Below are 14,002 nucleotides of genomic sequence, written 5' to 3' on the forward strand. Positions count from 1 at the left end.
GGGTCCCCTGGTCACCGGTGGACGAAGGAGACCGAAGGTGCCGTCGATGCTCGATACCGTCGTCGTGGGCGCGGGGCCCAACGGGCTTACCGCCGCCGCCGAGTTGGCCCGCCGCGGGTGCTCGGTCGCGGTGTTCGAGGCCCGGGACACGGTGGGTGGGGGAGCCAGGACCGAAGAGCTCACCCTGCCCGGATTCCGCCATGACCCGTGCTCTGCCGTGCACCCGCTGGGCATCGGTTCCCCGGCTTTCAAAGCCATGCCGCTGGCGCGCTACGGGCTGGAGTGGCTGCATCCTCCGCTCCCCATGGCCCATCCGTTCGACGACGGCACGGCAGCGGTGCTGTCCCGGTCGGTCGCCGAGACCGCCGCCTCCTTCGGGCCGCGGGACGCCGGGACGTACCGCCGCATGGTCGCCCCCTATCTGGGGAAGTGGGACAGCCTCGCGCGGGACTTCATGGCACTGCCGCTGACCGCGCTGCCCCGCGACCCGCTCACGCTGGCGCGCTTCGGTGTCGACGGACTGCCACCGGCCACCTGGCTGATGCGGAGGTTCCGCGACGACCGCGCCCGGGCCCTCTTCGCCGGTCTCGTCGGGCATGTGATCGCCCCGCTGGGCGGCATCGCCACCGGCGCCGTCGGGCTGGTCTTCGCCCTCGCCGCCCATGCAGGCGGCTGGCCGCTGCCGCGCGGTGGCTCGCAGTCCATCGCGGACGCCCTCGCCGTCTATGTACGCGATCTCGGGGGGACCGTGCACACCGGCACCGAGATCAAGCGTCTCGATGACCTACCCCCCGCACGTGCCTATGTCTTCGACACCTCACCGACCGCGCTCGCCCGGATCGCGGGCCTGGGCCGCTACTACGACGCCTACCGGTACGGTGCGAGCGTCTTCAAGATCGATTACGCACTCGACGGCCCCGTGCCCTGGACCGCCGATGATCCCCGGAGAGCCGGGACGGTGCAGATCGGTCCAGCCAGCCGGGACATCGCCACCGCCCTGGACCAGGCATCGGGCGGCCGTGCCCCCCACACACCCTTCCTGATCACCGCGCAGCCCAGCCTGGTGGACCCGTCGCGTGCTCCTGAGGGCAAGCACGTCTTCTGGGTGTACGGCCACGCCCCGAACGGCTGGGAGGGCGACCTCACCGACGCGATCGAACGACAGATCGAGCGATTCGCGCCAGGTTTCCGTGACCGCGTACTCGCCAGGGCCACCGCGGGGCCGCCCGAGATGGCCGCACGCAATGCGAACTACGTGGGCGGCGACATCGCCTGCGGAGCCGCCCGCGGGCTCCAGTTGATGCTGCGCCCCAAGCTCTCCCTCTTCCCGTACTCGACGCCGCATCCCGCCGTGTTCCTGTGCTCGTCGGCGACCCCGCCGGGGCCGGGCGTCCACGGGATGTCCGGCCACAATGCCGCCAAGGCGGTGTGGCGGCGGCTGCGCGCACGATGATGGCGGTATGAGTACCGCACCCGTGATCACCCTCGTCCAGGGCGACATCACCGAGCAGCAAGCCGACGTCATCGTCAACGCCGCGAACTCCTCGCTCCTCGGGGGTGGCGGGGTCGACGGCGCCATCCACCGGCGCGGAGGTCCCGAGATCCTGGCGGAGTGCCGAAAGCTGCGCGCCTCGCACTACGGCAAGGGCCTGCCGACCGGGCAGGCGGTCTCCACCACCGCGGGTCGGTTGCCCGCGCGCTGGGTGGTCCACACCGTGGGGCCGGTGCACAGCCGTAGCGAGGACCGCTCCGAGTTGCTCGCCTCCTGCTACCGCGAGTCCCTGCGGGTCGCCGATGAGCTCGGGGCGCGGACCGTCGCCTTCCCCGCCGTCTCCACCGGCATCTACGGCTGGCCGATGGAGGACGGCGCCAGAATCGCGGTGGAGACGGTGCGCGGCACGCCGACATCCGTCGAGGAGGTCCGCTTCGTGCTCTTCGACCGCCAGGCGTACGCGGCGTTCGAGCTGTACGCCGGCTGACCCGGCGGTTCGCAGCCCGGTGCCCTCACCACCCCGTCAGGACCGCGCACAAGCGCGGGCCGGGCAGCACACGGAAGCTCCGAACCCGGCACCCCATGGCGCCCGGGACCTCGGCCGAGGCCCGGCGCCAGCGATGCGCGAGTGCGCATCGAGGCGGTCCGCCTAGCGTGTGGTGCTCGGTACGGACGGTGCAAGGGAGAAGTTTGATGGCCGGTTTCGTTGAGGGCGCACCCTGCTGGGTGGATGCGATGCTTCCGGATCTGGAGGCGGGGCGGCGCTTCTACGGCGGGCTGTTCGGCTGGACGTTCGAAGACTCCGGGGAGGAGTTCGGCTCGTACCACGAGGCGCGGCTCGAGGGTAGGAGCGCGGCCGGGATGTTCCCGGTTCCGTCCGGCCAGGAGCCCGTCGCCGCCTGGAACCTGCATTTCGCGGCTCCCGATGTCGCGAGCCTCGCCGACCGGGTGGCGGCGGCGGGCGGAAAACTGGTCGACGGCCCCACCAAGGTCGGCGACGCGGGCACCCAGCTGCTGTTCACCGACCCGGGAGGTGCTGTCGTCGGGGCGTGGCAGGAGGGCGCCCGGGCAGGCTTCGCCGTGCAGGGCGAGCCCGGCTCGTTCTTCTGGCCCGAGATCTACACCCGCGACAAGGAGAGGGTCGATCCGTTCTACGAGACCGTCTTCGGGTACGCGGGGCAGCAGGTCGCCGAGGGTGCCGAGTTCGACTTCAAGCTCTGGACGCTGCCGGGGCAGCAGTACCCGGTCGCCGGGCGCCTGCAGATGAACGAGTACTACCCGCCGGAGCTTCCGGCCCACGCGCTGGTCTACTTCAAGGTCGCGGACACGGACGCCGCGGTGGCCAAGGTCCGGGAGCTGGGCGGCACAGTGACCCGCGAGCCGTCGGACAGCCCGTTCGGCCGGTCCGCCCACGTGGTGGACGACCAGGGGGCCCGGTTCGCGCTGATGGGCCCTGCCGCCGGGGGCGAATCGCACTGAGAAACGAGGGACGAGGGGCATGATGTGGGACGGCTGAGGTCTCGCGCATGAACCTTCTGCGACCGGCTCCGACCGACGGCGACCGTTGGTCGGAGCCGGTCCGTGTCATGGGCCGAATGGGCTGTACCCGCGGAACAGGCAAATCCGGGACGCCCCTGGCAGCGGAACGGTGATGTCGTATTTCCGCCAGCCGGCGGGTGGTCCGTGGCCGATGCTTGAACCATGCATCCCGCCATGCACACCGACACCGAGCGCTGCGTACGGGCCGTACAGTCCAAGGACGCCAGATTCGACGGCTGGTTCTTCACCGCCGTCCTGACCACCGGGATCTACTGCCGGCCCAGCTGCCCGGCTGTTCCGCCCAAGCCCGCGAACATGGTGTTCCACCCCAGCGCCGCCGCCTGCCAGCAGGCAGGCTTCCGGGCCTGCAAGCGGTGCCGGCCCGACACCAGCCCGGGATCACCCGAGTGGAACGCACGTGCCGACACCGTCGCCCGGGCCATGCGGCTGATCCAGGACGGAGTGGTCGACCGCGAGGGCGTCCCCGGACTCGCTGCCCGTCTCGGATACTCGACCCGGCAGATCGAGCGGCAGCTGCTCGCCGAGGTCGGTGCGGGCCCACTCGCACTGGCGAGGGCGCAGCGTGCCCAGACCGCGCGGCTGCTCATCGAGACCACCGCGCTCCCCATGGCCGAAGTCGCCTTCTCGGCCGGCTTCTCCTCGATCCGCAGCTTCAACGACACCGTCCGCGAGGTCTTCGCGCTCTCTCCGAGCGAGCTGCGCACCCGGGCCGCCCGACGTGGCGCGGCACCCGCCGCGACCCCGGGTGTGCTCGCCCTGCGTCTGCCGTTCCGTGCTCCGCTGAACCCGGACAACCTGTTCGGGCACCTCGCCGCCACCGGGGTGCCGGGAGTGGAGGAGTGGCGGGACGGCGCGTACCGCCGCACGCTCACGCTGCCGCACGGGCACGGCATCGTCTCCCTGGCCCCGCGCCCGGACCACATCGCATGCCGGCTGTCCCTGACCGACCCACGCGACCTCACCCTCGCCATCAGCCGCTGCCGCCGCCTCCTCGACCTCGACGCCGACCCGGTCGCCGTGGACGAGCAGTTGCGCGCCGATCCGCTGATGGCACCGCTGGTCGACAAGGCGCCCGGCAGGCGGGTACCGCGTACCGTCGACGCGGCGGAGTTCGCCGTACGGGCCGTGCTGGGGCAGCAGGTCTCCACCGCCGCCGCACGGACGCACGCCGCACGGCTGGTCGCAGCCCACGGCACTCCCGTGGACGACCCCGAAGGCGGGCTCACCCACCTGTTCCCCGAGCCTCGGGCCCTCGCCGGCCTCGACCCCGAGGCCCTGAGCTTCCCACGCAGCCGCCGCACCAGCCTCGCCACACTGATCGGCGTGCTCGCCGACAGCACCCTGAGCCTCGGGGTCGACAGCGACTGGAACGAAGCCCGCGCCCGGCTCGGCGAGCTGCCCGGCTTTGGCCCCTGGACCGTCGAAGTCATCGCGATGCGCGCGCTCGGTGACCCCGACGCCTTCCTCCCGACCGACCTCGGAATCCGCCGCGCCGCCGCGGAGCGCGGCCTCCCGTCGTCCCCGGCGGCCCTGACCGCGCGCGCCACCGCCTGGCGCCCCTGGCGTGCCTACGCCGTCCAGTACCTGTGGGCGACCGGCGACCACCCGGTCAACCGTCTGCCCGTCCGCTGACTTCCGGAGCCGCCATCATGACCCGCACCCACACCCTGGTCGACAGCCCGTACGGCCCGCTCATGCTCGTCGCCACGGATTCCGTGTTGAGCGGCCTCTATATGACCGGCCAGCGGCACCGCCCCGCCGATGAGACCTTCGGACAGCCGGACTCCGGTCCCTTCGGCGAGGTCGTGCGCCAGCTCGACGCCTACTTCGCGGGCGAGCTGACGCACTTCGATCTGCCACTGCACCTGTCCGGCACCCCGTTCCAGCTCAGCGTCTGGGCCCAGCTCCGCGCCATCCCTTACGGCGAGACCCGCTCCTACGGCGACCTCGCCGACGCTCTCGGCAACCCCGGGGCATCGCGCGCCGTCGGGCTCGCCAACGGCAGGAACCCGATCGGCATCATCGTGCCCTGTCACCGCGTGATCGGGGCATCGGGCAGCCTCACCGGCTACGGCGGCGGACTCGACCGCAAGCAGCGGCTGCTGGCCTTCGAACGCGGAGCTCCGGACAACACGCCCCTAGGCCGTGCCGGAGGAGGCGCGTAGCCGCTCCAGCAGCGAAGGCAACGCCGTGCCGATGGGCTCGCGGACGATTTCGTCGGCGAGCTCGTCGTACGGGGTGGGGTCGGCGTTCATCACGATCAGTCGGCCCCCGTGCTCGACCGCGATCCCCGCGAGTGACGCGGCGGGCTGCACCTGAAGGCTCGTGCCCACGGCGATGAAGACCTCGCACGCCTTGGCGATTCCCATCGCCTCGCCCAGCACCACCGGATCGAGCGGCTGACCGAACATCACTGTCGCGGACTTGAGGATTCCGCCGCATGCCGTGCAGGGCGGATCGGCCTCGCCCGCCCGCACCCGCTCCAGGGCGTCCGCCATCGGCGAACGGGCATGGCAGCGGGTGCACACCACCGTCCGGGCGGTGCCGTGCAGTTCGAAGACCTTGCGGGCGGACACCCCGGCCAACTGGTGCAGCCCGTCGACGTTCTGGGTGATCACTCGGACCGGGCTCCCACCGCGCTCGAACTCGGCGATGGCGCGGTGGGCGATGTTCGGCTCGGCATGCAGCACCGGACCGTCGAGGCGCATGCGCCAGGAGCGGCGCCGGATCTCCGGATCGGCCATGTAGTAGTCGTAGGTGACCAGCTTCTCGGCTTCCGGGTCGCGCCGCCACAGCCCGTTCGGCCCGCGGTAGTCGGGAATGCCGGAGTCCGTCGAGATACCGGCACCGCTGAGGATCGCCACGAGCGTCATGTGGCGAGCGTATGTACCCCGTGGTAGGGCCGCGAGTCGATTTTCCGTGGATCAAGGAATCAATGAGGGGTGGCGGCCGTCAGGGGCTGCGGATAGGGTCGGGGCGGCGCGACTGCCTGTTCGAAAGCAAGGGATGCAAGGTGACGAACGGAGCAGTTACCGCCGCGCGCGTTCTCGTCGCGGCGGACAAGTTCAAAGGCTCACTCACGGCCGTGCAGGTCGCCGAGCGGGTGACCGCGGGGCTACGGCGGGTGGTTCCCGGGCTCGTGGTGGAGACCCTCCCGGTCGCCGACGGCGGCGACGGCACTGTGGCGGCCGCGGTCGCGGCGGGCTTCGAGCGCCGAGAAGTGGCGGTGACCGGTCCGCTCGGCGAGCCGCTGACGGCGGCGTACGCCCTGCGCGGCACCACAGCGGTGGTCGAGATGGCGGAGGCGTCCGGGCTCCAACATCTGCCCGACGGCGTTTTCGCGCCGCTCACCGCGACGACCTACGGATCGGGCGAGCTGCTCCGCGCGGTGCTCGACGCCGGGGCACGGACGATCGTCTTCGGGGTAGGCGGCAGCGCCACGACGGACGGCGGGGCCGGGATGCTCGCCGCTCTGGGCGCTCGATTCCTGGACGCCGACGGCAGGCCGATCGGGCCGGGCGGCGGTGCCCTGGGTGATCTGGTGACCGCGGATCTGTCCGGTCTCGACGCCCGCTTCGGGGACGTCGAGCTCGTTCTCGCCAGCGATGTGGACAACCCGCTGACCGGGCCGAAGGGCGCGCCCGCGGTCTTCGGCCCGCAGAAGGGCGCGACCCCGGGGGATGTCGCCGCACTCGACGAGGCGCTGGCCCACTACGCGTCGGTGCTCGGACCCGAGGCGGCGGAAGCGCCGGGCGCGGGAGCGGCCGGGGGAATCGGATACGGGGCTCTGGTGGCACTCGGTGCGGGGTTTCGGCCCGGCATCGAGGTGATGCTCGACATCCTGGGCTTCGGCAGCGCCCTGGACAGGGCGACTCTGGTGATCACCGGCGAAGGCTCCCTGGACGAGCAGACCCTCCACGGCAAGGCCCCGGCCGGCGTGGCGGCGGCGGCGCGCGCCGCGGGCAAGGACGTCGTCGCGGTCTGCGGCCGACTGGCGCTCACCCAGGAGGCACTGAGCGCGGCCGGTATCGCCCGTGCCTATCCGCTGCTGGACCTGGAGCCCGACCCGGCGCTCTGCATGGCGCAGGCGGGCCCCCTGCTGGAACGCGCGGCCGAGAACATCGCGCGGGACTTCCTGCCGGCGGGCGAAGGGCCGACCTGATCCCTTTGAGGGCCACGGACTCCTGTGCCTGACCACTCGTGCAGTCGGCGCCACGTCGTCGCTCCGGAGAGGCACCCCGCCCACCGCGACCCCCGACGGCACGACTCGCGACTGGACTTGAGGCCGTGCCGAGGCGTGAGGACAGAGCGGGTACACCGCCATGTGTCACCGGCCGTCCCGTGCTCGTGGCCGTACGTGCCCGCGGTGGCCGAAAGGCGTCGCTCGCCTTTCGCCGCCTCGAGAACGGCCTGTACCGGCTCCCCGTGCCTCCCTAGCATGTGCATCTCTCAGGTTCCGATTCCGAATCCCACTGACGTGAATGAGGACTGGATGCAACGCGAGTCGTGGCGCCCGGACGCCATCGACACCAACGTGCCGAGCGTGGCACGGATGTACGACTACCTCCTGGGAGGTGACGACAACTACCAGTCCGACCGGGACGCTTGTGTCGAACTGCTCAAACAGGTCCCCAGCACCAAGGTGCTCGCCGTCAACAACCGCCGATTCCTCCGGCGCGTCGTGAGGACGCTGGCCACCGACTACGGCGTGCGGCAGTTCATCGACCACGGTTCAGGACTGCCGACCCAGGACAACGTGCACCAGGTCGCCCAGGCCGTCGACCCGCAGTCGCGTGTGGTCTACGTCGACAACGATCCGATCGTTCTGGCGCACGGCCGTGCACTGCTTGAGGAGAACGACCGAACCGCCGTCATCCAGGCCGACATGCGGGACACCGAGGAAATCTTCGGCCATGAGGAGACGACCCGGCTCATAGACTTCAGCCAGCCGGTCGCCGCCCTGTTCGTCTCGGTGATGCACTGCATTCCGGACGAGTCCGATCCGGCCGCCCTGGTGCGCGGGGTCGCTGAACGGCTGCTACCCGGAAGCTTCCTGGTGGTGTGTCAGCTCGTCAGTGAACGGCCCGAGATCCGCAAGTTCGTGACCGACTTCATGGCCGAGGCGACAGGCGGGCACTGGGGCAGAGTGCGTGAGGAGCACGAGGTCACGGCGTACTTCGACGGTCTGGAGATCCTGAAGCCCGGGCTGGTCGAGGTGTCCACCTGGCGTCCGGACAACGATCTCGCCCCGGTGCAGCAGACGGACGAGTGGATCGAGTGGGGCGGCGTCGGCCGACTCGTGTAGACCGTGCGGGCGGATCGCCGAGACCGCCTGTCGTCCCCCGGCTGTACGGCAGGGGACGACAGGCGGTCTCGGCGATCCGCCGCGGTGATCACAGGGCGTCGAGCCGCTCCTCGACGAGCGCCCGCGTCTCCCTGGGGGTGAGCGCGCATGCTCCGAGTCGGTCCATCATGTCGCGGTACTGCTCCACGACCTGCGGTTTCTGGCTGAAGGTGCTGTCCGTCAGGTGCTCGATATAGACGGCGTCCTTCAAGTCCCGCAAGGCGAAACGCAGATACGTCAGCCCCGTGCCCACGCCGACCGACGCCGTGACCGCCAGCGGGGCCACCTGCAAGGTGATCCGGGGCTGCTCCGTCATCTCTATCAGGTGGTTGAGCTGATCCCGCATGACCTCAGGTCCGCCGACCGTGCGCATCAGCACGGACTCGTCGATCACCGCCCACAGTCGTGGGCCGTCCGGCTGTGCCAGCTGCCGCTGGCGTTCCCGGCGCAGATCGACCCGGCGACCCACCTCGTGCGCGTACAGCCTGGATGGGCCGGACTGGATCACCGCCTGTGCGTACTCCTCGGTCTGGAGGAGTCCCGGTACGTAGAAGGGCTCGTAGGTACGGATCGTCGATGCCGCCCCCTCCAGCGCGACCAGGGGCGTGAAGAAGTCGGACAGGACGTCGCTGAAGGAGTGCCACCAGTCCGGCCTACGTGACTGCTCCACCAGGCGCAGGAACTCGGCGACACGGACCTCGTCGCGCACCCCGTAGAGGTTCAACAGGGCGAGCGCGTCGGGGGGCTTGCAGCCGTGGCGTCCGAGTTCCAGGCGGCTGGTCTTGGAGCGTGAGAAGCCGAGACGGGTGTCGACAGCAGAGGGGTCGAGCTTCGCGTTGACGCGGAGTTCGCGTAGCTTTCCGCCCAGGATCAGCTTCAGAGCGGTCGGGTTGCCCTCGACCGCTCCCAGCGGACTCATGAACAACGGCGTGCTCGGTTCTGCTGCGGCCATCGCATGCTCCTGCGGACGAGGGGAAGACGCTGACACTATCCCGCACGCACGGGCCTGAGCCACGGGTCTGCGGACCGCGTCCCGTCGGGATTCAGACAATCATGGCGTCGAAGTCGCCATCCCGGGCCCCCGCGACGAAGGCGGCGACTTCGTCGCGCGTATAGATCAGCGCCGGCCCGTGCGGATCGCGGGAGTTGCGCATCGCGACGCCGCCGTCGGGGAGTGCGGCCAGCTCCACGCAGTTGCCGGTGGCGTTGCTGTGACTGCTCTTGATCCAGGTGGCTGACGTCAATGCGTCCGCTCGCATCCCATTGGAGAACTCCATGTCCTTCAACCCCTCTTCGTCGGTTTGTGCAGTTGTGTAGGGTCGCCTCGGAACCAGCCAATGCAATCTCAGATGCAATTGCATTTTCGGTGTGCGCTCGACAATACTCGTTCGGCATCGGCCGCCGCAGCGTCGAACTCCGAAGGTTTCAGGGGGACATGACCAGTGACGATCTACATGTCAGCCAGCGCGAGCACCGTTTCCGACCGTGCCGACTGGCACTCACCCGTGGAACTCGGCGCGAATCCGACGTATGAACGATCACCGTCGGGTCCCGACCTCCACCTGGAGCACGGCTTCGGAGCGGACAACTTCGCCGCCTGCGGCCTCGACGGGCAACCGCGGAACGCGCTTCAGGCGAGGCGCTTCGTCGATGTCACCCTGCGCGGTTGGGGAGTGGCCGCGCTCGTCCCCGACATGGCGCTGGTGGCCGGCGAGCTGGTGACCAACGCAGTCCGGCACGCGCTCGAACCCGGGCGTCCGGCACAGGACGCCTATCCGCTCTGGCTGGGTCTCTACCGCCGGCCCGGTCAGATCGTCTGCACCCTCACCGACCCGAGCCCGGTCCCGCCGCGCCCGCAGCCCTCGCTCCGGATCCCTGCCCCCTGGGCTTCGGGGGGCAGGGGGCTGGCTCTCGTGGAGGCGCTCAGCGACAGCTGGTCCTGGTCCCTCACCCCGCCCCTGGGCAAGGCCGTGTGGGCGAGCCTGGCGCTCCCAGGCCGGGCGAACTGAATCCCGGTCGACCTCGCGCCGGTCACCGTCCCCCTGGAGTTCGCGGCATCCGAGTCTGCAAGAACGCCACGATCCCGACCCCGTGGTCATGACGAAGGCCCCGGGTGCGATCCACTCGCACCCGGGGCCTTCCCGGTCCTGCTCGGAATAGGGCTACGGCAGCTGCGCCGTGGCCCGCGCCTCGCGGCGGTTGTCGCGGAAGGTGTTCACCCTCCGCGCCGTGGCGAACAGCGGGATCGTCGCGGCCAGCACGATCTGAAGTGCACAGCCGGTCTGGAGCAGCAGCTGACCACCCGGAGCGTCGAACGCCCACGCCGCCAGCAGCCCCATGGCTCCCACGATCCAGCTGAGCATCGCGACCGCCAGCTTGCCCCGCGGCTTCGGGTACTCGACCCGGCTGACCATCAGCCACGCCGTGCCGATGATCGCCAGCAGGGTCGGGATGAAGGGCAGCTCCAGCAGCACGATCGACACCACGGTCAGCGCGCCGAAGGGGCTCGGCATGCCCTGGAACATGCCGTCCTTCAGTGTGACGCACGAGAAGCGCGCCAGCCGCAGCACCACCGCCAGCAACACCACGATCGCGGCCAGTGCCGAGACCTTCTGGTGGGCGTCGTCGGCGACCATGCCGTAGACCAGCACGAAGTACGCCGGCGCCAGCCCGAAGCTGATCAGGTCGGACAGGTTGTCCAGCTCGGCACCCATCGGCGAGCTGCGCAGCTTGCGTGCCACGATCCCGTCGAAGAGGTCGAAGACCGCGGCGCACAGCATCAGGATCACGGCCGTCGCGGCGGAATGCCGCGCCATACCGCTCTCGCCGCTGCCGACGAGGTGCGGGATGAGGATTCCGGTGGTGGTGAAGTACACCGCCATGAATCCGCAGGTCGCGTTACCGAGCGTGAGGGTGTCCGCTATCGAGAGTCGCAGTGAGAGCGGCATCTCCTCCGCTTCGTCCGCGGCCCCTGAGCCAGAGTCGGTCTCGAAGTCGTCCGCCTCCGGGACCCAGCCCGCCTGTGTGTCGGGATCAATCACGGTCAATGCGAGTCACCCCCGCGGTAGTGACCTGGCCGACCTCGACCCCGACCTCGACACCTTCCGGGAGGTAGATGTCGACACGGGAGCCGAAGCGGATCAGGCCGATGCGGTCCCCCTGCTCGACCTTGGTGCCCTGAGGGAGGTACGGGACGATACGGCGCGCCACGGCGCCGGCGATCTGCACCATCTCGATGTCACCGAGCTCGGTGTCGAAGTGCCAGATCACCCGCTCGTTGTTCTCGCTCTCCTTGTTGAAGGCGGGAACGAATCCACCCGGCACATGCTCGACGGACGTGACCGTCCCCGCGAGCGGGGCGCGGTTGACATGGACATTCAGCGGGCTCATGAAGATGGCGACGCGGGTCCGTCCGTCCTTCCACGGCATGATGCTCTGCACCACACCGTCGGCAGGGGAGATGACCCGGCCCTGGGTGATCTCGCGCTCGGGGTCGCGGAAGAACCACAGCATGCCCGCCGCCAGAGCGGTGGTGGGCACGGCGATGGCCGCGGCGCGCTTCGACCGGCGCGCGCGCACCAGGCTCAGGGCCGCGGTCGCGACGGTCGGCAGAAGCCACGGCGATGCTCCGCGTGCAATGCGTACGCCGAAGCGGCTGTCGCGAGGTGCAGAGGTTTGGCTGTGGGGCATGGATGACCTTCGTAGCGGATGATGCCGCGCTGGCAACACGGGGGACGGCGGCTTTCCGAAGATGGTATCGGTTGCGCACCGCAACTGGGCAAGCCGCAACTTGAGTCGGCGGCCGGAAGAAGATGACTCGGTGTGATCTTCTTCGCGGCCGAACCGACTCAGAAGCGACATTCAGCCCTGGAGTCGGTACTCCTCGAGAAGCCGACGACCAATGATCATTTTCTGGATCTCGGCGGTACCTTCGCCGATCAGCAGCATCGGGGCCTCGCGGTAGAGGCGCTCGATCTCGTACTCCTTGGAGAAGCCGTAGCCGCCGTGGATCCGGAAGGCGTCCTCGACGACTTCCTTGCAGTACTCGGAGGCGAGGTACTTCGCCATCCCTGCCTCCAGGTCGTTTCGTTCCCCGGAGTCCTTTTTGCGTGCCGCGTTGACCATCATGGCATGGGCCGCCTCGACCTTGGTAGCCATCTCGGCCAGCTTGAACTGGATGGCCTGGTGCTGGGCGATCGGCTTGCCGAAGGTGTTGCGCTGCTGGGCGTAGGAGACGCCCAGCTCGAAGGCGCGCTGGGCGACACCGCAGCCACGTGCCGCGACATTGACCCGGCCGACCTCGACGCCGTCCATCATTTGGTAAAAGCCGCGACCGGTCGTGCCGCCGAGTACCCGATTGGCTGGAATGCGCAAGCCGTCCATGATGAGCTCGGTGGTGTCGACACCCTTGTAGCCCATCTTGTCGATCTTCCCGGGGATGGTGAGGCCGGGGCGGACCTCGCCGAAGCCCGGCTCCTTCTCGACCAGGAAGGTCGTCATCGACTTGTGCGGGGCGCTGCCTTCGGGGTGTCCTTCGTCACTCCGGACCAGAACGGCCACCAGTGTGGACGAGCCGCCGTTCGTCAGCCACATCTTCTGGCCGTTCAGTACGTACTCGTCGCCGTCCTTCACCGCCTTGGACGTGATCGCGGACACGTCCGAGCCGAGGCCCGGCTCGGACATCGAGAACGCGCCGCGCACCTCGCCGGCCGCCATACGGGGCAGGAAGTGGTCCTTCTGCTCCTGGGTGCCGTGCTGCTTGAGCATGTACGCCACGATGAAGTGGGTGTTGATGATGCCCGAGACGGACATCCAGCCGCGGGCGATCTCCTCGACGCAGAGCGCGTACGTGAGCAGGGACTCGCCCAGGCCCCCGTACTCCTCCGGGATCATCAGTCCGAAGAGTCCGAGCTCCTTGAGCCCGTCGACGATCTCCTGCGGGTACTCGTCCCGGTGCTCCAGCTCGGTCGCGACCGGAATGATCTCCTTGTCGACAAAGTCCCTGACGGTGCTCAGGATCTCCTGCTGGACATCGGTCAGACCGGCGGTCTGGGCGAGTCGGGCCATGACTACTTCTCCGCCTTCTTCGTGGGCTCGATCAGCTCGGGGCGGCCGGGCTGCTCGCCGCCGCGCTCCTTGGTGTACGTCTCGGTGGGGACCATCACCTTGCGGCGGAACACGCACACCATGGTGCCGTCCTGCTTGTAGCCCTTGGTCTCCACGTAGACGATGCCGCGGTCGTCCTTGGACTTCGACGGCCACTTGTCCAGCACCGTGGTCTCGCCGTAGATCGTGTCGCCGTGGAAGGTCGGTGCCACATGCTTCAGTGACTCGATCTCCAGGTTGGCGATCGCCTTGCCCGAGATGTCCGGCACGGACATGCCGAGCAGCAGCGAGTAGATGTAGTTGCCCACCACGACGTTCTTGCCGAAGTCCGTCGTCTTCTCCGCATAGTTGGTGTCCATGTGGAGGGGGTGGTGGTTCATGGTGAGAAGACAGAAGAGATGGTCGTCGTATTCGGTGACGGTCTTCCCGGGCCAGTGCTTGTAGATGGCACCGACCTCGAACTCCTCGTATGTGCGTCCGAACTGCATGCCGCTCAGGGC

15 protein-coding genes are annotated in these 14,002 nt (G+C 69.4%); 8 read left to right on the forward strand and 7 right to left on the reverse strand.

Annotated elements, in window-relative coordinates:
- Positions 1-37 precede the first annotated feature (37 nt).
- The 5 genes from V1460_RS13560 to V1460_RS13580 all read left to right on the forward strand — a co-directional run bounded on the left by V1460_RS13560 (position 38) and on the right by V1460_RS13580 (position 5,217).
- Positions 38-1,453, forward strand: a complete 1,416-nt coding sequence (locus V1460_RS13560; protein WP_338673980.1) for an NAD(P)/FAD-dependent oxidoreductase — start codon at positions 38-40, stop codon at positions 1,451-1,453.
- A 7-nt stretch (positions 1,454-1,460) separates the two neighbouring features.
- Positions 1,461-1,979 (forward strand): O-acetyl-ADP-ribose deacetylase, encoded by a 519-nt coding sequence (locus V1460_RS13565; protein WP_338673981.1) that lies wholly within the window; start codon positions 1,461-1,463, stop codon positions 1,977-1,979.
- 206 nt (positions 1,980-2,185) lie between these two features.
- Entirely contained in the window at positions 2,186-2,971 is a 786-nt protein-coding gene (locus V1460_RS13570; protein ID WP_338673982.1) for a VOC family protein, read from the forward strand.
- Between the two features lie 234 nt (positions 2,972-3,205).
- Positions 3,206-4,684 carry an AlkA N-terminal domain-containing protein gene (locus V1460_RS13575; protein WP_338678031.1) on the forward strand — a complete coding sequence of 493 codons (1,479 nt, stop codon included), beginning with the start codon at positions 3,206-3,208 and terminating at the stop codon, positions 4,682-4,684.
- Between the two features lie 17 nt (positions 4,685-4,701).
- Positions 4,702-5,217, forward strand: a complete 516-nt coding sequence (locus tag V1460_RS13580; protein WP_338673983.1) for a methylated-DNA--[protein]-cysteine S-methyltransferase — start codon at positions 4,702-4,704, stop codon at positions 5,215-5,217.
- On the opposite strand, the gene V1460_RS13585 is transcribed toward V1460_RS13580, so the two are convergent.
- Positions 5,191-5,925 (reverse strand): Sir2 family NAD-dependent protein deacetylase, encoded by a 735-nt coding sequence (locus V1460_RS13585; RefSeq protein ID WP_338673984.1) that lies wholly within the window; start codon positions 5,923-5,925, stop codon positions 5,191-5,193. The genes V1460_RS13580 and V1460_RS13585 overlap by 27 nt on opposite strands.
- A gap of 140 nt (positions 5,926-6,065) precedes the next feature.
- Here V1460_RS13585 and V1460_RS13590 point away from each other — a divergent pair, with 140 nt between their 5' ends.
- Positions 6,066-7,214 carry a glycerate kinase gene (locus tag V1460_RS13590; RefSeq protein WP_338673985.1) on the forward strand — a complete coding sequence of 383 codons (1,149 nt, stop codon included), beginning with the start codon at positions 6,066-6,068 and terminating at the stop codon, positions 7,212-7,214.
- A 330-nt stretch (positions 7,215-7,544) separates the two neighbouring features.
- Complete coding sequence (locus tag V1460_RS13595; RefSeq protein ID WP_338673986.1) at positions 7,545-8,357, forward strand: SAM-dependent methyltransferase; 813 nt, start codon at positions 7,545-7,547, stop codon at positions 8,355-8,357.
- A gap of 88 nt (positions 8,358-8,445) precedes the next feature.
- On the opposite strand, the gene V1460_RS13600 is transcribed toward V1460_RS13595, so the two are convergent.
- Positions 8,446-9,348, reverse strand: a complete 903-nt coding sequence (locus V1460_RS13600) for a helix-turn-helix transcriptional regulator (protein WP_338673987.1) — start codon at positions 9,346-9,348, stop codon at positions 8,446-8,448.
- A 91-nt stretch (positions 9,349-9,439) separates the two neighbouring features.
- Positions 9,440-9,673: a DUF397 domain-containing protein gene (locus V1460_RS13605; protein ID WP_338678032.1), complete on the reverse strand. Its 234-nt coding sequence runs from the start codon at positions 9,671-9,673 to the stop codon at positions 9,440-9,442.
- 165 nt (positions 9,674-9,838) lie between these two features.
- Between V1460_RS13605 and V1460_RS13610 the strand changes: the two genes are divergently transcribed.
- Complete coding sequence (locus V1460_RS13610; RefSeq protein ID WP_338673988.1) at positions 9,839-10,405, forward strand: ATP-binding protein; 567 nt, start codon at positions 9,839-9,841, stop codon at positions 10,403-10,405.
- Between the two features lie 153 nt (positions 10,406-10,558).
- Here V1460_RS13610 and pssA read toward each other — a convergent pair whose 3' ends face one another.
- The 4 genes from pssA to V1460_RS13630 all read right to left on the reverse strand — a co-directional run bounded on the left by pssA (position 10,559) and on the right by V1460_RS13630 (position 13,990).
- Entirely contained in the window at positions 10,559-11,443 is an 885-nt protein-coding gene (gene pssA / locus V1460_RS13615) for a CDP-diacylglycerol--serine O-phosphatidyltransferase (protein ID WP_338673989.1), read from the reverse strand.
- Positions 11,430-12,086 (reverse strand): phosphatidylserine decarboxylase, encoded by a 657-nt coding sequence (locus tag V1460_RS13620; protein ID WP_338673990.1) that lies wholly within the window; start codon positions 12,084-12,086, stop codon positions 11,430-11,432. Before V1460_RS13620 ends, pssA begins: the two co-directional genes overlap by 14 nt.
- Before the next feature lie 171 nt (positions 12,087-12,257).
- Positions 12,258-13,463, reverse strand: a complete 1,206-nt coding sequence (locus V1460_RS13625) for an acyl-CoA dehydrogenase family protein (RefSeq protein WP_338673991.1) — start codon at positions 13,461-13,463, stop codon at positions 12,258-12,260.
- 2 nt (positions 13,464-13,465) lie between these two features.
- On the reverse strand, positions 13,466-13,990 hold the full coding sequence (locus V1460_RS13630) for a MaoC family dehydratase (protein WP_338673992.1): 525 nt from the start codon (positions 13,988-13,990) through the stop codon (positions 13,466-13,468).
- Positions 13,991-14,002 lie beyond the last annotated feature (12 nt).

The organism is Streptomyces sp. SCSIO 30461, assembly GCF_037023745.1.
Taxonomy (GTDB): Bacteria; Actinomycetota; Actinomycetes; order Streptomycetales; family Streptomycetaceae; genus Streptomyces.